Annotated in this window: 14 protein-coding genes; 6 read left to right on the top strand and 8 right to left on the bottom strand. The window is 50.9% G+C overall.

Annotation, left to right across the window (positions count from 1 at the left end):
• Positions 1–55 precede the first annotated feature (55 nt).
• Positions 56–1399 (bottom strand): hemolysin family protein, encoded by a 1344-nt coding sequence (locus tag J4617_RS12070; RefSeq protein ID WP_000934974.1) that lies wholly within the window; start codon positions 1397–1399, stop codon positions 56–58.
• A 182-nt stretch (positions 1400–1581) separates the two neighbouring features.
• The gene (msrA, locus tag J4617_RS12065) at positions 1582–2220 is read right to left on the bottom strand and encodes a peptide-methionine (S)-S-oxide reductase MsrA (protein ID WP_000051471.1); all 639 of its coding nucleotides are present in this window, start codon (positions 2218–2220) and stop codon (positions 1582–1584) included.
• A 212-nt stretch (positions 2221–2432) separates the two neighbouring features.
• On the opposite strand from msrA, the gene tamA reads away from it, so the two are divergent.
• The 3 genes from tamA to J4617_RS12050 are packed head-to-tail and all read left to right on the top strand — an operon-like array spanning position 2433 to position 8289.
• Positions 2433–4166, top strand: a complete 1734-nt coding sequence (gene tamA, locus J4617_RS12060) for an autotransporter assembly complex protein TamA (RefSeq protein WP_001120237.1) — start codon at positions 2433–2435, stop codon at positions 4164–4166.
• A complete protein-coding gene (tamB, locus tag J4617_RS12055; RefSeq protein ID WP_022544692.1) occupies positions 4163–7942 on the top strand; it encodes an autotransporter assembly complex protein TamB in 3780 nt (1259 codons plus the stop codon). Before tamA ends, tamB begins: the two co-directional genes overlap by 4 nt.
• Before the next feature lie 2 nt (positions 7943–7944).
• Entirely contained in the window at positions 7945–8289 is a 345-nt protein-coding gene (locus J4617_RS12050) for a gamma-glutamylcyclotransferase (RefSeq protein WP_001219167.1), read from the top strand.
• Between the two features lie 53 nt (positions 8290–8342).
• On the opposite strand, the gene J4617_RS12045 is transcribed toward J4617_RS12050, so the two are convergent.
• The 4 genes from J4617_RS12045 to fbp form a co-directional block, all read right to left on the bottom strand.
• Positions 8343–9551 (bottom strand): MFS transporter, encoded by a 1209-nt coding sequence (locus J4617_RS12045; RefSeq protein ID WP_000203132.1) that lies wholly within the window; start codon positions 9549–9551, stop codon positions 8343–8345.
• The gene (locus J4617_RS12040; RefSeq protein ID WP_000977207.1) at positions 9548–10711 is read right to left on the bottom strand and encodes a metallo-dependent hydrolase; all 1164 of its coding nucleotides are present in this window, start codon (positions 10709–10711) and stop codon (positions 9548–9550) included. The genes J4617_RS12045 and J4617_RS12040 overlap by 4 nt, the downstream gene beginning before the upstream one ends.
• 409 nt (positions 10712–11120) lie before the next feature.
• The gene (ppa, locus tag J4617_RS12035) at positions 11121–11651 is read right to left on the bottom strand and encodes an inorganic diphosphatase (RefSeq protein WP_000055079.1); all 531 of its coding nucleotides are present in this window, start codon (positions 11649–11651) and stop codon (positions 11121–11123) included.
• Between the two features lie 226 nt (positions 11652–11877).
• A complete protein-coding gene (gene fbp / locus J4617_RS12030; RefSeq protein WP_000853764.1) occupies positions 11878–12876 on the bottom strand; it encodes a class 1 fructose-bisphosphatase in 999 nt (332 codons plus the stop codon).
• Positions 12877–13050: 174 nt separating this feature from the next.
• Between fbp and mpl the strand changes: the two genes are divergently transcribed.
• Positions 13051–14430: a UDP-N-acetylmuramate:L-alanyl-gamma-D-glutamyl-meso-diaminopimelate ligase gene (gene mpl / locus J4617_RS12025; RefSeq protein ID WP_017465834.1), complete on the top strand. Its 1380-nt coding sequence runs from the start codon at positions 13051–13053 to the stop codon at positions 14428–14430.
• Positions 14431–14920: 490 nt separating this feature from the next.
• Positions 14921–15754 (top strand): myo-inositol utilization transcriptional regulator IolR, encoded by an 834-nt coding sequence (iolR, locus tag J4617_RS12020; RefSeq protein WP_000033840.1) that lies wholly within the window; start codon positions 14921–14923, stop codon positions 15752–15754.
• Between the two features lie 50 nt (positions 15755–15804).
• On the opposite strand, the gene iolT1 is transcribed toward iolR, so the two are convergent.
• The gene (iolT1, locus tag J4617_RS12015) at positions 15805–17238 is read right to left on the bottom strand and encodes a myo-inositol import MFS transporter IolT1 (protein ID WP_000107710.1); all 1434 of its coding nucleotides are present in this window, start codon (positions 17236–17238) and stop codon (positions 15805–15807) included.
• A gap of 227 nt (positions 17239–17465) precedes the next feature.
• On the bottom strand, positions 17466–17660 hold the full coding sequence (locus J4617_RS12010; protein ID WP_017465835.1) for a hypothetical protein: 195 nt from the start codon (positions 17658–17660) through the stop codon (positions 17466–17468).
• 36 nt (positions 17661–17696) lie between these two features.
• On the opposite strand from J4617_RS12010, the gene iolT2 reads away from it, so the two are divergent.
• Positions 17697–19133, top strand: coding sequence for a myo-inositol import MFS transporter IolT2 (iolT2, locus tag J4617_RS12005; protein WP_000083110.1), 1437 nt, complete (start codon positions 17697–17699; stop codon positions 19131–19133).
• Positions 19134–19305: the final 172 nt, after the last annotated feature.

Genomic DNA, 19305 nt, shown 5'->3' with positions numbered 1-19305 from the left:
GTAAAAAAAAACGGCTCCTGAATCAGGAGCCGTTGATGTTTCTGGCAAACGGATTTCAGGCCGCGCTGTCTTCTTTACCTTGCGCATCGGGCAGTTTCGGCGCCGGTACGTTGCTTTTATTGTCGAGACGCGTCACCAGCAACTGATCGATACGGTAGTTGTCGATATCCACCACTTCAAATTTGTAGCCGGAAAACTTCACCGAATCAGTACGTTTTGGGATCTTGCGCAGCATAAACATCATAAAGCCGCCAATGGTTTCATAGTTGCCGGATTGCGGAAACTCATCGATATCCAGCACGCGCATGACGTCGTCAATCGGCGTGCCGCCGTCAACCAGCCAGGAATTTTCATCGCGCGCCACAATTTGCTCTTCCAGTCCCTGGCCGACCAGGTCACCCATTAGCGTGGTCATCACATCGTTCAGCGTAATGATACCGACGACCAGCGCGTATTCATTCATAATGACCGCGAAATCTTCGCCCGCCGTTTTGAAACTTTCCAGCGCCTCAGAAAGGGTCAGCGTATCCGGCACAATCAAGGTATTGCGAATTTGCACGCCGCTATTCAGCGCCATACTTTGGTTCGCCAGCACGCGATTCAGCAGATCTTTGGAGTCTACATAGCCGATGATGTGGTCGATATCTTCATTACACACCAAAAATTTTGAGTGCGGATGTTCGGCGACCTTTTTCTTCAGGCTTTGTTCGTCTTCGTGTAGATCAAACCAGATGATACTTTCGCGCGACGTCATAGAAGACGGTACGGTGCGGGATTCAAGTTCAAACACATTTTCAATCAGTTCGTGCTCTTGCTTGCGCAAGACGCCCGCCAGCGCGCCGGCTTCCACCACTGCGTAAATATCATCAGAAGTAATGTCGTCTTTCCGCACCATTGGAATTTTGAACAGGCGGAAGATGTTGTTTGCCATGCCGTTAAACAGCCACACCAGCGGGCGAAAAACGAACAGGCAGAAGCGCATCGGGTTGATGATACGCAAAGCCACAGCTTCTGGCGCAATCATACCGATGCGTTTCGGGGTTAAATCCGCGAACAGGATAAACAGCCCCGTCACCAGCGAGAAGGAGAGAATAAAGCTCAGCTGCTCGGAGAGTTCTGGCGACATATAGTGCGAGAAAAGGGCGGAAAAGGCGGGCGAAAATGCCGCATCGCCGACGATACCGCCAAGAATAGCGACGGCGTTCAGGCCAATTTGCACAACGGTGAAAAACATGCCGGGATTTTCCTGCATTTTCAATACGCGTTGTGCGTTGATACTGCCTTCATCAGCTAATAACTTAAGTTTAATCTTACGTGATGCGGCAAGCGAGATCTCGGAGATGGAGAAGAACGCACTTACAGCGATCAGGCAGAATATAATGAATATACTGTTTAACATATCTTATCCGGCGAAACGCCAGATCCTCGGAAGGGAAGTTTATAAATCCGTGTGGTAACGTTTAATGAAAACCGGCTCGTAGCAGTGAGCCGATAAGTTCAGGGCTAGTATAGCGTAAGCTACTGTAAAGTCGCCAGAGGGTTCATTTTCAACTCCGACAAGTTCCCCCTACGCCTGCGTCGTCACGCGTCAGGCGGCAGGCAAACGCCGATCCCGCCAATCCCGCAGTAACCGTATGGATTTTTGTGCAGATACTGTTGGTGTTCATCTTCGGCGTAGTAAAACGGCGTCGCATGGGCGATTTCCGTGGTAATAGGGCGATGGTCTCCGGCGGCGGCCATTGCCGACTGAAAGCGCTCGCGACTGGCGTGAGCGGCGGCATTCTGTTCCGGCGTTAAGGGATAAATCGCAGAACGGTATTGCGTACCGTGATCGTTACCCTGTTGCATCCCCTGCGTCGGATCGTGATTTTCCCAGAAGGTCTGTAAAAGCTGCTCATAACTGATAACGGCAGGATCGTACACTATCCGTACCGCTTCGGCATGACCGGTCTGCCCGGAGCAGACTTCCCGGTAGGTTGGATTAGGCGTGTAACCGCCTGCATACCCTGCCGCGGTGCTATATACGCCGGGCAATTGCCAGAATAAACGTTCTACGCCCCAGAAACAGCCCATAGCGAAGTAGGCGATCTCCATCCCGGCAGGGACATTGGTCATAGAGTGTTCATTTACCGCATGCAGAGTGGCGATCGGCATCGGGGTGTTGCGTCCTGGTAACGCATCTGCTTGAGTAACCAGATGTTTTTTATCAAATAAACTCATGAGCTATTCTCCCGAAAGCGTTAATTGGCGTTAAGGTTGTAACGAGACGCATCTTTGCACACAATAACAACATTAATGTATCTGGATTTAACCATAAGAAATATTTGGGCAGTCGTCTGCTTTTCAATCGAAATTGTTGATTTTATGTTAAGCCGCGGAGCGGTAGTGTGATTTTTTCCAGGGGTGGGAATAGGGGATATTCAGGAGAAAATGTGCCACATATCCGTCAGTTATGTTGGGTTAGCTTACTGTGCCTGAGCAGTTCTGCGGTAGCCGCAAATGTTCGTCTGAAAGTCGAAGGGCTATCCGGAGAGCTGGAAAAAAACGTTCGCGCACAGCTCTCTACGATTCAGAGCGATGAGGTGACGCCGGATCGGCGCTTTCGCGCCCGAGTTGATGATGCGATTCGCGAAGGGCTTAAAGCGTTAGGCTATTACGAACCCACTATCAAATTCGACTTGCTTCCACCGCCTGCGAAAGGACGGCAGGTATTAATCGCCAGGGTTACGCCCGGCCAGCCGGTGTTGATTGGCGGTACAGAAGTCATTTTACGCGGCGGCGCGCGCACGGACAAAGATTATCTGGCCTTACTGAAAACGCGTCCGGCAATCGGCACGGTGCTGAACCAGGGAGACTATGACAATTTTAAAAAGTCGTTAACCAGCGTGTCGCTACGTAAAGGCTATTTCGACAGCGAATTCGTTAAAAGTCAGTTGGGAATTGCTCTGGGCCGTCATCAGGCGTTTTGGGATATTGATTATGATAGCGGTGAGCGCTATCGCTTCGGACCTGTCACCTTCGAAGGTTCGCAGATTCGTGATGAATATTTACAAAATCTGTTGCCGTTTAAAGAGGGCGATGAGTACGAATCGAAAGATTTGGCGGAACTAAACCGCCGACTTTCCGCTACCGGATGGTTTAATTCTGTCGTGGTGGCGCCGGAATTTGAGAAATCGCGTAAAACAAAAATTCTGCCGTTAAAAGGCGTGGTATCGCCGCGAACCGAAAACACGATTGAAACCGGGGTGGGGTACTCCACCGACGTCGGGCCGCGCGTGAAAGCGTCGTGGAAAAAACCGTGGATGAACTCCTACGGTCATAGCCTGACCACCAGCACCAGTATTTCTGCGCCGGAACAGGTGCTGGATTTTAGTTATAAAATGCCGCTGCTGAAAAACCCGCTGGAGCAATACTATCTGGTACAGGGCGGTTTTAAACGTACCGATTTGAATGATACGGAGCAGGACTCGACCACGCTTGCCGTGTCGCGTTACTGGGACCTTTCCAGCGGTTGGCAGCGGGCGATTAACCTGCGCTGGAGTTTCGACCACTTTACCCAGGGGAACGTCACCAATACCACCATGCTGTTCTACCCGGGCGTGATGATCAGCCGAACCCGCTCGCGAGGGGGACTGATGCCAACCTGGGGCGATTCGCAGCGCTATTCAGTAGACTATTCGAATACGGCCTGGGGCTCCGACGTGGATTTCTCCGTGCTGCAGGCGCAAAACGTCTGGATTCGGACTTTGTACGATCGCCACCGTTTTGTGATGCGCGCCAATTTGGGCTGGATAGAAACCGGTGATTTCGACAAAGTTCCGCCGGATTTACGTTTCTTCGCCGGGGGCGACCGCAGTATTCGCGGCTATAAATACAAATCTATTTCGCCTAAAGATAGCGACGGCAATCTTAAAGGCGCCTCAAAACTGGCAACCGGATCGCTGGAGTACCAGTATAACGTCACCGGCAAATGGTGGGGGGCAGTGTTTGTCGATAGCGGCGAGGCGGTGAGTGATATTCGCCGTAGCGATTTCAAAACCGGGACCGGGGTCGGCGTGCGCTGGGCGTCGCCGGTTGGGCCTGTCAAACTCGATTTTGCCGTACCGGTCGGCGACAAAGACGAACACGGTTTACAGTTTTATATCGGTCTGGGGCCTGAATTATGAGTTTATGGAAGAAAATAAGCCTCGGCGTGTTGATTTTCATTGTGGTGTTACTGGCGAGCGTTGCGTTTCTGGTCGGGACGACGACGGGGCTGCATCTGGTATTCAGTGCGGCGAACCGCTGGGTGCCGGGGCTGGAGATTGGGCAGGTCACCGGCGGCTGGCGGGACTTATCGTTAAAAAATATCCGCTATGAGCAGCCGGGCGTTGCGGTGAATGCGGGCGAAATTCATCTGGCCGTCGGGCTTGATTGCCTGTGGCGCAGTAGCCTGTGCGTCAATGATCTGGCGTTAAAAGACATTAATGTCGCTATCGACAGCAAAAAAATGCCGCCTTCCGAACCGGCGCAAGAAGAGGAAGAAAGCGGACCGCTGAACCTCTCCACCCCCTGGCCCATCACGCTGTCGCGCGTGGCGCTGAATAATATCAATATCAAGATTGATGACACTACCGTTTCGGTGCTGGATTTTACCTCCGGGCTGGCATGGCAGGAGAAAAACCTGACCCTGAAACCGACGCGGCTTCAGGGATTGCTGATCGCTCTGCCGAAGGTCGCTGACGTGGCGCAGGAAGAGGTGGTTGAACCCAAAATCGAGAAACCTCAACCGGATGAAAAGCCGCTTGGCGAAACGCTAAAAGATCTGTTTGCAAAACCGGTAATGCCGGAGATGACCGATGTTCACCTGCCGCTCAATCTGAATATCGAGTCATTTCGCGGCGAGCAGCTACGCATCACCGGCGATACCGAACTGACGGTGCGCACGATGCTGCTTAAAGTCAGCAGTATCGACGGTAATATGAAGCTGGATACTCTGGATATCGACGCCAACCAGGGCACGGTGAAAGCCTCCGGTACGGCGCAGCTCGCCAATAACTGGCCGGTTGATATTACGCTCAACAGTACGCTGAATATCGATCCGCTAAAGGGTGAAAAGATAAAACTCAAGGTCGGCGGCGCGTTACGCGAACAACTGGAGGTCGGGGTGAACCTTTCCGGGCCGATGGATGTCGCGCTTCGCGCCCAGACGCGGCTGGCGGAGGCCGGTTTACCGCTCAATCTTGAAGTCGTCAGCCAACGCATTGCCTGGCCATTGACGGGTGATACCCAGTTTCAGGCTGACGATCTGAAGCTCAAACTGAGCGGTAAGATGACCGACTATACGTTGTCGATGCGAACCACCGTGAAAGGACAAGATATTCCGCCGGCGACCATCACGCTGGATGCCAAAGGGAATGAGCGGCAGATTAATCTCGATAAACTTACCATCGCCGCTCTGGAGGGAAAAACCGAACTGAAAGCGCTGGTGGACTGGCAGCAGGCGATTAGCTGGCGTGGCGAACTGACGCTAAATGGCATCAATACCGCTAAAGAGATCCCGGACTGGCCCGCGAAGCTTAACGGCGTCATGAAAACCAAAGGCAGCCTCTACGGCGGCACCTGGCAGATGGATGTCCCGGAGCTCAAGCTGACCGGCAATGTGAAGCAGAACAGCGTTAACGTCAACGGGACGCTAAAGGGCAACAGCTACATGCAGTGGACGATCCCGGGGCTGCACCTTGCGCTGGGCCCAAACAGCGCCGATATAAAAGGCGAGCTTGGCGTTAAGGAGCTGAATCTTGACGCCGCCATCGATGCGCCAGGGCTGGATAATGCGCTGCCAGGGCTGGGCGGCATGGCAAAAGGAATCGTTAAAGTCCGCGGTACGGTAGAAGCGCCGCAGCTGTTGGCGGATATCACCGCCCGCGGCTTGCGCTGGCAGGAGCTGTCTGTCGCCCAGGCGCGCATCGAGGGCGATATTAAATCCACCGATCAGATAGCGGGCCATCTCAACGTTCGCGTAGAGCGGATTTCGCAGCCCGACGTTAACATCAATCTGGTGACGCTTGACGCCAAAGGCAGCGAGAAGCAGCATCAGCTACAGCTCCGTGTTCAGGGAGAACCGGTATCCGGTCAACTCTCCCTGACAGGCAGTTTTGATCGCGAGGCGGCGCGCTGGAAAGGGACGTTAAGCGACACCCGTTTCCAGACGCCAGTGGGGCCATGGTCGTTGACCCGCGCGATTGCGCTGGACTACCGTAATAAAGAACAGAAAATCAGTATCGGGCCACATTGTTGGCTGAACCCGAACGCCGAGCTGTGCATCCCGCAAACCATTGATGCGGGCGCCGCAGGACGGGCGGTGGTCAATCTCAACCGCTTTGATCTGGCGATGCTGAAGCCATTTATGCCTGATACCACTCAGGCCAGCGGGATCTTTAGCGGGAAAGCTGACGTGTCGTGGGACACCACCCAGGAGGGATTGCCGCAGGGGAAGGTCACGCTTTCCGGTCGTAATGTGAAGGTCACGCAGACCGTCAATGACGCGCCATTACCGGTCGCGTTTGAGACGCTGAACCTCAGCGCCGATCTGCACAATAATCGCGCCGAGCTGGGATGGCTGATTCGCCTGACGAACAATGGTCAATTCGATGGCCAGGTGCAGGTAACCGATCCTCAGGGGCGGCGCAATCTCGGCGGTAACGTCAACATGCGCAATCTCAATCTGGCGATGGTCAACCCTGTCTTTTCGCGCGGCGAAAAAGCGGCGGGAATGTTAAACGCCAGGCTACGTCTGGGCGGCGATGTACAAAGCCCGCAGTTGTTTGGTCAGTTGCAGCTTAGCGCGCTGGATATTGACGGTAATTTTATGCCGTTTGAGATGCAGCCGAGCCAGCTCACCATGAACTTTAGCGGGACGCGTTCGACGCTCGCCGGTATCGTGCGAACACAACAAGGGCAAATTAACCTGAACGGCAACGCCGACTGGAGTCAGATTGACAACTGGCGCGCGCGGGTGACGGCGAAAGGCAGCCGGGTGCGGATTACCGTTCCGCCGATGGTGCGCCTGGATGTCTCGCCGGATGTGGTCTTTGACGCGACGCCTTCGCTGTTCACGTTGGATGGGCGTGTGGACGTTCCGTGGGCGCGAATTGTGGTGCACGACCTGCCGGAGAGCGCGGTCGGCGTCTCCAGCGATGTGGTTATGCTCAACAATGACCTGCAACCAGAAACGCCGCAGACAGCGTCTATTCCCATCAACAGTAATCTGACGGTCCACGTCGGCAACAACGTGCGCATCGACGCCTTCGGGCTTAAAGCGCGTTTGACCGGCGATTTGAAAGTCGCGCAGGATAAGCAGGGGCTGGGGCTGAATGGTCAAATCAATATTCCTGACGGCCGATTCCGCGCCTACGGCCAGGACCTGCTTGTCCGTAAAGGCGAGCTGCTGTTCTCCGGCCCGCCGGATCAGCCGCTGCTCAATATCGAAGCGATCCGTAACCCTGACGCCACCGAAGACGATGTCATTGCGGGCGTGCGCGTCACAGGCACTGCTGATGAACCCAAAGCGGAAATCTTCTCCGATCCGGCGATGCCGCAGGCTGAAGCGCTTTCTTATCTGCTGCGTGGGCAGGGGTTGGACAGCAATCAGAGTGATAGCGCAGCGATGACCTCCATGCTTATTGGCCTGGGGGTTGCGCAAAGTGGTCAGGTTGTGGGTAAAATCGGAGAGACATTCGGTGTAAGTAATCTGGCGCTGGACACGCAAGGGGTGGGCGATTCGTCCCAGGTTGTGGTCAGCGGCTATGTACTGCCGGGTCTACAGGTGAAGTATGGTGTAGGGATATTTGACTCTCTGGCGACGCTCACGTTACGTTATCGCCTGATGCCTAAGCTATATCTGGAAGCAGTGTCTGGCGTAGATCAGGCACTTGATTTGCTCTATCAGTTTGAGTTTTAGCAATGCGAATATTTGTCTATGGCAGTTTACGACAGAAACAAGGCAACAGTCACTGGATGACCAATGCCCAATTGCTTGGCGATTACCGTATCGATAACTACCAGTTGTATAGTCTGGGCCACTATCCAGGCGCAGTTCCGGGAAACGGAGCGGTATACGGTGAAGTTTATCGAATTGATAACGCCACGCTGGCCGAACTTGATGCTTTGCGCACCAGGGGCGGTGAATACGCACGCCAGTTAATCCAGACGCCTTACGGCAGCGCATGGATGTATGTATATCAACGTCCTGTTGATGGGTTAACTCTGATTGAAAGCGGTGACTGGTTAGACAGAAACCAGCCCTGAACTGAACACGCCACCCTCGGGTGGCGTTGTTTTTTACATTCTGGCTGATGGCGCTAGCGCCGGGCACGATGAGCTCTTATTCTGCCGTAGATCAATAATGACGCGCCGCCCAGGATAACAATGCATCCGAGAACCATAAATCCCTGCATATAGCTGCCGGTTGTCCGGTAAAAATAGCCGACCATTAGGCCTGCCAGCGTACCGCCGCCGCCGGCGCCGATGCCATTAATAATACCGGAGGCTGGGCCAATCGCATGGGGTTTAACGTTCGACTGGATAATCGACCAGATATTGGGGGTAAAGCTGGCGGCATAATAACCCATCGCCAGGGTAATGAGCGTGATTTTAAAGCCCGGCGCATCGACAAATGGCAGGAGAAATAACATCACGCCGGGGATTAGTAGGCCCAGTGAAGCAATAAGTACACGCTTTTGTGTCTTATCACTGATCCATGAGATAGGGATTGCCAGTATAACCGCAGTCAGATAAGGCAGAGAACTGACCAATGCTTTACTGAATCCGGTATAGCCGAGAGAATTGACAACCATGGGTATCCATAACGTAATTCCCCAGAACAACATCCCTTGAGTGATGTAGGTAAAAATAAGAAGTAGGAAGGGGGTTCCGCCCAGCGATTCCAGGGTAAGTTTAGTTTTCTCTGTTGGCGCCGGCGCACGATAATAAGGCGCTTCTTCCTGTTTTTTCAGCATTGTTATATAAAGTGGAACTACAACAACAATGCCGATCACACCAGTGATAATAAAAACATTTCGCCAACCGAAGGCAGCATCCAGCGGGGACAAAATCATAAATCCCAGGCCTAATGCCAGGAACTGTCCATAATACTGGATAATACTGTTCGCCTGCGTCCGTTCTTTGTCTGAAAACCAGTCGCTGGCGAAGCGGGACTGCTGCGGCCAATAAATGCCTTCGGTAATGCCAAGCACCAGCCGACAAATCAAAATAACGTACACTGACGAGGTAAATCCGACAAAAACGGTCGCAATCGACCAGATTAGCACCATCAGAATGACTATTTTTTTCGGATCGTATCGCTGGGTAAATACGCCGCCAAAAATATTTGAAAAGGCATAGCCAATAAGAAATATGGTTAATACAATGCTGGCCGTTGCGCCATCAATATTCAGGTCGTGTGTAATCGTAGGTAACGTAACGGAAAGATTAGAACGGTCAAGATAAGCAACAAAAAGGCCGAACATTAATGTCGCGCCGATCCGTAGCCATTTTTGCATTGAGGTCATTTTTCAACTCCGTTTGGCCGCGCGCCAAAATCAATTTGACGAAATAATATCTCACCGGATTTTATGGTCATTTGTGGTACCAGCACATGCGTCCCCGTGAGCGTTTCACCATGAATATCGGCAAATTCAACATGCCTGTTTTTTAATTTAAAGATGGCGATATCGGCAAATGCCCCAGGGGCCAGCGTACCAATTTCTGCTGCCATGCCCAATAAAACTGCTGGGGTATGGGTACAGGCGTTAATGACATCGGTAAGCGCGACGCCGAGTGCTAAATATTTCGATAAAATCCATGGTAAGGCGTAAACAGGCCAGGCGAGTTTAGTGATGGTTGAGAGATCGCTACTGATGATATCCGGAAGAAAGCCATTGGCGATGGCCCGGCGTGCCGTGTTCATTGAAAAATGGCTGCGACCATTGGCGGCATCAAATATAACGCCTCTTTCCCTTGCCTGACGGACTTCGGCTAAGACAGCGCCTTCATCAGTAAGAATGGTGCTACCTTTGCCGTGAAACGCATGAGCGATAATATCGCCGCGGCGTAGCAAGGAGACAAGTTCTTTCATGGGAACGACGGGATGAGTCGAGTGTATTGCCACGGGGCACCTTAAATCGTTGGCAATACGAAGGGATTCAGTCAGCGGTTTTAATCCATATTCAGCAATGTCCTCAGTCTGAACCTTGAGTTTTAATCCCTGAAGAACGTTGCGATACTGACGAAACAGCGCGTGGATCTTATTTTCATCAATATTGTCAGGATCATAATTTTCTTGTGACCAGGTTTGGCCCGGCGGCGACACGGTCAGAAACGCTTTGATTCGAACTTTGCTGGCGCAAATCACCGTTCGGTAGAAGGCATCAAAGTTTGCCGTACCGGCAGAACCTGCATCCACGACGGTGGTGACGCCATTCGGCGGCATGTACATATCAGGCCTGACGCCGCCTTCCGTCGCGTCATAAAAAACATGCGCGTGATAATCGATAAGACCGGGAGTAACGATCATGCCGTCGGCATGGATAATCCGGGTCTCCGAAGTTACAGGATATTTATCGGCATCAACGATAATATCGTTAATGATGCGTAAATTGTTAATCTCATTAATATTACGAGCGGGATCGATGATATGTCCACCGGTAATTAATATATCATTTTTCATCATAATCTCTTAAAATAGTAAATAATTATGGCAGCCCTTAAAAATATATTAAAAAGTGTGTTTTGAGCGGATGTTATGTTGGATTAAAAATACGGTTATTGGTAGGGAGAGCTTAGGATACCTTATTAAAAAGGTAATCGGGCTTATGCACTAAATAAGACTTTAGCGCTTGCTAATATTTAGGGCGTAAGTCCATGGGAGTCTGGGGGCATTCACAAAACAATTATTATCTTGAGCTTTTTAGAGAAACCGTGAGCGTATTCAACCCTTTTTAATAAAAAATAAGGTAAAGTCTTATTCATTCCGTGAATGTTAAACTAATAATGATAAAAATTGTGTTCTATTCATTAGCCAATAAAAAGGCCCTCATTACTATGAGAGCCTTTATCTTGACGATTATGTAAAAGCGAACTTATTTCTTCGCTGCGCGCTCGAAGGAGGCAACGATTTCCGCTTTAGCCGCTTCGGCGTTGTCCCAACCGTCAACTTTCACCCATTTGCCTTTTTCGAGATCTTTATAATGCTCGAAGAAATGAGTGATCTGCGCTTTCAGCAGTTCTGGCAGATCGTTCACATCTTTAATGTGATCGTACTCTTTGCTCAGTTTGGTGTGCGGTACGGCAACCAGTTTCGCATCTTCACCGGATTCGTCGGTCATTTTCAGTACGCCAACCGGACGGCAACGGATGACGGCGCCTGGCTGCAGCGGGTACGGCGTCGGGACCAGAACGTCTACCGGGTCGCCGTCCAGAGACAGGGTATGGTTGATGTAACCGTAGTTGCACGGATAGAACATCGCGGTGGACATGAAGCGGTCAACGAACAGCGCGCCGCTCTCTTTGTCAACTTCGTATTTGATCGGATCTGCGTTAGCCGGGATCTCGATAACGACGTAGATATCTTCCGGCAGTTCTTTACCCGCCGGGACGTTGAGTAAGCTCATGTCTGTTTCCTTTGAATTTATGACAAACAAGTGGCGAGTATTATAGCCAACTCACGCCGAAAGTCTTCGCTTGTTTTCGTTTCCGCCTCATCTGGCGCGTCGTTGCGGAGCATGAACGCCAAAGGTTAAGAACCGGAAAAATCACGTGTCTGATAAGGCAACGCCGCCATCGGACATGTTATTGCCCAATGGCGGCTTCATGCGTTATTCCGCATGGTGGTAAAGATTACGCGTCCGGGTATTCGCGGATAAAGCGTTCCACATCGTCAACCATATGGCGGTTGCCGACGAAGAACGAGCGGCGCTGGTGCAGGCTTTCTGGAATGATATCCAGAATACGTTCTTTACCATCGCTTGCTTTGCCGCCGGCCTGTTCCGCGAGAAACGCCATCGGGTTGCACTCATACAGCAGACGCAGTTTTCCCTGCGGATGGCTGGCGGTGCTGGGGTAGAGATAGATGCCGCCTTTCAGCAGGTTGCGGTGGAAATCGGCCACCAGAGAGCCAATGTAACGTGAGGTATAAGGGCGACTTGTTGAACTATCCTCTTCCTGGCAGAATTTGATGTACTTCTTCACGCCATTCGGGAACTTAATGTAGTTGCCTTCGTTAATGGAGTAGGTTTTACCCTTTTCCGGGAAACGCATACGTTCCTGGCACAGACAGAACACGCCCAACGACGGATCGTAGGTGAAAGCGTGTACGCCGCAGCCGGTGGTGTAAACCAGCATGGTGGACGAGCCATACACGACATATCCCGCAGCGACCTGTTTGTTGCCGGGTTGCAGGAAATCTTCTTCGGTGACCGGCGTGCCGACGGGCGTCACGCGGCGATAAATCGAGAAAATCGTACCGACAGAGACGTTAACGTCGATGTTAGAAGAGCCATCCAGAGGGTCCATCAGCACCACATATTTCGCGTGTTCGCAGCCTTCAAAGACGACAATTTCGTCCTCTTCTTCCGATGCGATGCCCGCTACAATATCGCGCGCTTTTAGTGCAGCTTTCAGTTTCTCGTTCGCGAACAGATCGAGTTTCTGCTGAACCTCGCCCTGTACGTTCTCAGCACCGCTGGCACCCAGGATATCGACCAGACCGGCCTTGTTGATATCGCGGTGGATGATCTTGGCGCCCAATTTTATTGCCGACAGCAAAGCAGTGAGCTCACCGGTAGCCTGAGAGAACTCGTGCTGCTTTTCGACAATAAATTCACCTAACGTTTTCATAACACTTTCCCTGCAATTGATTGGAGTAAAGCGACCGTAACAATCTTAACAAACATTTCAGATGATGCGCTCAGGTGAATCGCGCCAGCAAAGTACAGATTTACCTGAAATGCGTTTCTCACTTGCCAGACATGTGCGTAAAATGGCTCGCAGATAAAAAAAGGATAGTGACGTATGCGCATTCATATTTTGGGAATTTGTGGCACTTTCATGGGGGGGCTGGCGATGCTGGCTCGCTCGCTTGGTCATGAAGTAACGGGTTCGGACGCCAATGTGTATCCGCCGATGAGTACCTTACTTGAGAAGCAAGGCATTGATCTGATCCAGGGTTATGACGCCAGCCAGCTCGATCCGCAGCCGGATCTGGTGATTATCGGCAATGCGATGACGCGCGGGAATCCGTGCGTGGAAGCGGTGCTGGAAAAAAACATTCCCTTTATGTCTGGTCCACAGTGGCTGCACGACTTTGTGTTGCGCGACCGCTGGGTACTGGCGGTCGCCGGTACCCACGGCAAAACCACGACCGCAGGCATGGCGACCTGGATACTGGAAGCGTGCGGGTACAAACCGGGCTTTGTGATTGGCGGCGTACCGGGCAACTTTGAGGTTTCCGCGCGCCTGGGCGAGAGCCCGTTCTTTGTTATCGAAGCGGATGAGTACGACTGCGCGTTCTTTGATAAACGTTCTAAATTTGTGCATTACTGCCCGCGGACGCTGATCCTCAACAACCTTGAGTTTGATCATGCCGACATCTTCGACGATCTGAAAGCGATCCAGAAGCAGTTCCACCATCTGGTGCGCATCGTGCCGGGGCAGGGGCGCATCATCTGGCCGGAAAACGACATCAACCTGAAACAGACCATGGCGCTGGGCTGCTGGAGCGAGCAAGAGCTGGTGGGCGAGCAGGGACACTGGCAGGCGAAGAAGCTGACTACGGATGCTTCCGAGTGGGAAGTGTGGCTGGACGGCGAAAAAGTCGGCGATGTGAAATGGGGCCTGGTCGGCGAACATAACATGCACAACGGTCTGATGGCGATTGCCGCCGCGCGCCACGTGGGCGTCGCGCCCGCAGAAGCGGCCAGCGCGCTGGGGTCATTTATTAACGCCCGCCGCCGTCTGGAGCTACGCGGCGAAGCGAACGGCGTGACGGTGTATGACGATTTTGCTCACCACCCGACGGCAATTCTGGCCACGCTGGCGGCGCTGCGCGGTAAAGTGGGCGGCACCGCGCGCATTATCGCAGTGCTGGAGCCGCGTTCTAACACGATGAAGATGGGGTTATGCAAGGATGACCTGGCGCCGTCGTTAGGGCGTGCGGATGAAGTGTTCCTGCTGCAGCCGCCGCATATTCCGTGGCAAGTGGCGGAAGTCGCTGAAGCCTGCGTACAGCCTGCTCACTGGAGTGGCGATGTCGATACGCTGGCGGAAATGGTGGTGAAAACCGCACAGCCTGGCGATCACATCCTGGTGATGAGCAACGGCGGTTTCGGCGGCATCCATCAGAAATTGCTGGATGGGCTGGTGAAAAAAGCTCAGAACGTAACAGCGTATTAAATGACTATGCGGTCAGCCAGCCTTGTGGCTGGCTGTTTTATATGGGGCATCTTGCCATCGAAAGCGCATTCCGCTCGCCGGGAGACGTTAAAGCAATACTGAAAAATCATTTGCCGCTCAGTATTGAAAAAGAGTAGACGCATATCCTTAAAGTAATCAGTGTAATACACTAAGAGTGTTCCGCCGGTTGCCGTATGCGGGACGAAAAGAGCCAGTTCGCAATAACAGATGAAGGTTTCGTGATTTATAAACGTCATCTTCTGCCTTTCAACGTTTGCGATGCCGCCTGGCTGCGGGCATCGTCCAGTCATAACAATGCTGATCCTGTCGCATTTATGCGGTCAGATTCAGATTGCTCAGAACCCAGCCCGCCAGCAAATTCTGTACTGAAGGTAACCACAGCGCAATTTGAATGTTGTTAACTGTATGTTCAGTTCATTTGTGCTAATATGGTTATTTACGAAATTTTCGTTCTATTAGAGTATCATGCATGTCTAAACATCAAACTCAACTTTCCTTACTGCAGGATGATATCCGCAGTCGCTATGACAGCCTTAGCAAACGTCTTAAACAAGTTGCTCAGTATATTCTGGATAACAGTAATAGCGTTGCTTTTGACACGGTCGCTTCCATCGCGCAACATGCCGATGTTCCCCCTTCGACACTGATTCGTTTTGCTAATGCGTTTGGTTTTAGCGGATTTAATGAAATGAAACAGGTATTTCGCCAGCACCTGATGGAGGAAACTGTAAGCTATACCGAGCGGGCGCGTCTGTTCAGACAGAAAAATGCGGATGAAGGGGAACCTACCCCGGAAAAGCCGGGTGAAATTCTGAAGCTATTTTCAATGGTGAATGCACAGGTATTACAACAATTACCGGTGCAGATTAAAAATGAGCAGTTGGATGCGGCGGTAAATCTGTTAGCGAAAGCCGACAATATTTATGTGATTGGATTACGTCGTTCGTTTAGCGTGGCCAGTTATTTAACCTACGCATTGCGTCATCTGGAGAGACGGGCATTTTTAATTGACGGTATTGGCGGAATGTTCTCTGAACAGCTAAGTATGGTCAGCCCCGACGATGTTGTTATTGCCATCAGCTACTCGCCTTACGCGCAGGAAGTGGTGGAATTAGTCGAGCTTGGCGCGAAACGCGGTGCGCACCATATTGCGATAACCGATAGCCAGGTCAGCCCGCTGGCAGCGTTCAGTGAAGTCTGTTTTGTGGTACGTGAAGCGCAGGTCGATGGTTTCCGTTCTCAGGTCGCGTCCATGTGTCTGGCGCAAACGTTAGCGGTTTCACTGGCGCTGGCGACGGAGTAAAAAAACAAGCCGATGATCGTATTTAGCGATCATCGGCATTGTGGTGAAACTTAATCAGAATAACGTTCGGTTTGAATTGGCTGCGGTTTTTTTCTGCGTTTTGCTAACACTACGCTCTCCATTTTCTCCAGCGAAATGCCTTTTGTTTCCGGCAGGTAACGGCAGATAAAGAAGTAACTGAAGATGCAGCAGATGGCGAATATCCACATTGGAAATGCGCCGTGGAAATGCGAAAGTAAATACGGATTTTCATTAATCATCGGGAAGAATTGCGAAACTAAAAAGTTTGCCATCCACATAAATCCGACCGAAATACTCATTCCCTGCGACCTCATCCGGTTAGGGAATATTTCAGAAATAAGCACCCATGCGCCCACGCCCCAGGAAAGCGCGTAGAAAATCATAAAGAACAGCATACCGAATAGCGCGAAATAACCGGTTGCCTGGCTGTACAGCGCCCATGAGGTGAGCAACAAGCCGATGATGCTGCCAATAGTGCCTTTACGCATCAGCGACAAACGCCCCATCTTATCCATAATCATTGCGCCAATAATGGAACCGATAAGCTGAATCACGCCGATCCAGATTGTCTGGAACAGAGCCTCCTGGGCGCTACCGGTCACATCCTTCAGGACGATTGGCGCGTAATACATCATGACGTTAACCCCTGTTACCTGTTGCAGCATAGCGATCATGCAGCCCAGAATCAGGATGAAACGCACGTTCCCGTCGCGGTAATTGAGTTTTTGATGGGCGTTTAGTTGGTCGTTTTGCAGTGAGGTTTTTATATCGGCAAGAAGATGTCTGGCATGTTCTTCGTTGGATATTTTGGTCAGTATTTTTAGCGTCTCCTCCTCGCGACCAATCATCATCATCCAGCGGGGAGATTCCGGGATTAAAAAGACTAAAATACAGAACAAAATGCAGGGAATAATACCCGCAGCAAACATATAGCGCCAGCCAAGTTCAATGAGCCAGGTATCCGCTGCAATCGATGCTATTTTGTAGTTAACGTAGAAGATCAGAATCTGACCGAAAACGATAGCGAACTGCTGCATACTTAATGCTCTGCCGCGCATGTTTTTCGGTGAGACTTCAGACATATACATCGGTGATACTGTTGCCGCCAGGCCGACTGCCAGTCCACCGATAATGCGATAAATCACAAAATGGGTGAACGTGTAGGAGAGGGAGGTGCCCACTGCGGAAATAGTGAATAACAGCGCTGAAACCATCAATGATTTCTTGCGTCCAAAACGTTTGGATAAATATCCGGCGCTAAACGAACCAATAACGCACCCCACCACAACGCAGGAAACCGCCCAGCCGGTCTCAGCAGGAGATAGATGAAAGTAGCTGGTCAGTGAACCAATCGCACCTGAAATAACAGCAGTATCGTAGCCAAATAATATTCCGCCCAGTGCGGCAATCGCGCAGATGCGTAATATGTAACCCGTATTATAACAACTATCTGATGTGGACATAGGTAGATTATCTCCAGAATAAACTTCATCTATCTGTTTGAATTTAGTGAACAAATAGACAAATTCATCTTATGTCGGTCATTGCCGTAGCTCTGCCGACGATCTTATAGCTATTGAGAACTCTCGTTTCACAACCTATGTTTTAATTTCAAAACGATCAATAATGAAACTTATGTTTTGTTATGGGTATCACATTTCGAATTTCATAATCCTGGCGTTTTTTATCGTTAAGATGCTGCGTTTTGCGCAGTGCTCTCCTCTATCTTGCTGAAGTTACTTGATTTTATTGCTTTCGCGACAATGCCTGAACTCAATTTGTCAGGGGCCGTACTTTTTGTTCTTTCCTGGAATATCTCCATTTCGTGATCTTTTGCATGGAATTTTTCTTCTAATGAATGCAAAAATAAAATGAAAAATTTCATTGGTGTGTTGTTTCCTCAACAGGCAAGGGAGGGATTATGTCTCAGAGAAGTAAGTACAATTCGGCCTATGTGTACGTCCTGTGTTGTATTGCGGCGCTGGCTGGATTGATGTTTGGTTATTCAACGGCGGTGATTACCGGGGTGGTATTGCCTTTACAGCAGTATTACCAACTGACGCCAACCGAGACCGGATGGGCCGTTTCCAGTATCGTGATTGGTTGTATCATCGGCGCGCTGGTCGGTGGAAAAATTGCCGATAAACTGGGGCGTAAACCTGCGCTTCTGATCATTGCGATCATTTTTATCGCTTCTTCCTTAGGGGCGGCGATGAGTGAATCGTTCATGATCTTCTCCCTTTCCCGCATTGTGTGTGGTTTTGCGGTTGGGATGGCCGGAACGGCATCCACCATGTATATGTCTGAACTGGCGCCTGCTGAAATTCGCGGCAAAGCGCTGGGCATTTACAATATCTCCGTGGTATCTGGCCAGGTTATCGTGTTTATAGTCAACTATCTGATAGCAAAAGGAATGCCTGCTGATGTGCTGGTTTCCCAGGGCTGGAAGACTATGCTTTTTGCCCAAGTGGTACCCTCCATTGCGATGTTAGCGATTACGCTTTTCCTACCCGAATCACCGGCATGGTGCGCCCGTAACAACCGCAGCGAAGCTCGTTCGATAAAGGTGCTTACCCGGATCTACAGTGGATTAACGGCCACAGATGTGGCCGCTATTTTTGACAGCATGAAAGAAACCGTACGTTCACAGGACAACGTCGCCGGGGGAGAACGCACCAACCTGAAAAGCTCGCCGGTGCTCCGCTATATTCTGTTGGTTGGATGCTGTATCGCCGTTTTGCAACAGTTCACAGGCGTTAACGTAATGAACTATTATGCGCCGCTGGTGTTGCAGAACAGCAGTACCGAAGTGGTTATGTTCCAGACCATTTTTATCGCGGTATGTAATGTGGTGGGCAGTTTTATCGGCATGATCCTGTTCGACCGCTATGGCCGTATACCGATTATGAAAATTGGTACCATCGGCTCAATTGTCGGCCTGTTGATCGCGTCATACGGTTTGTACACCCACGATACAGGCTACATTACCATCTTTGGCATCCTGTTTTTTATGCTGCTGTTTGCCGTCAGCTGGAGCGTTGGCGCATGGGTACTGATTTCTGAGGTTTTCCCTGAAAAGATAAAAGGTTTTGGGATGGGGCTGGCGGTGAGCCTGATGTGGATAGCCAACTTCCTCATCTCACTGTTGTTCCCGGTCATAAATGATAACGCCTGGCTGCAGGAGACCTTCGGCGGCGCTTTCTCGATGTGGATTTTTGTCGTCTTTAATTTGGTCTGCTATGTCTTTATTTCTCGTTATGTGCCGGAAACAAAAGGGGTGCCGCTAACAGAAATTGAACGGCTGGCCGAGAACAAGCTGCGTGAAATTCAGGGGAAACGTCGCGATGTAATAGCCTGATACCTCTCCAATATTAGCGGAGAATATCCAGAGATATTCTCCGCTGGTTACACAACCTTTACTCCCTCCAGCGAGTGCGCACAGGATATACCCTGTTGAAACCTCCCCAGTGTTTACCACCTCTACGTAACTACTTGATCCATAATAATATCGGCAAATAGGGTAAGTCTTC

Source organism: Salmonella sp. 32010601201800023SM (assembly GCF_017572235.1).
GTDB lineage: Bacteria > Pseudomonadota > Gammaproteobacteria > Enterobacterales > Enterobacteriaceae > Salmonella > Salmonella enterica.
Note: the sequence above shows the minus strand (reverse complement) of the source record. Positions and strands in the feature narration are given on the sequence as shown.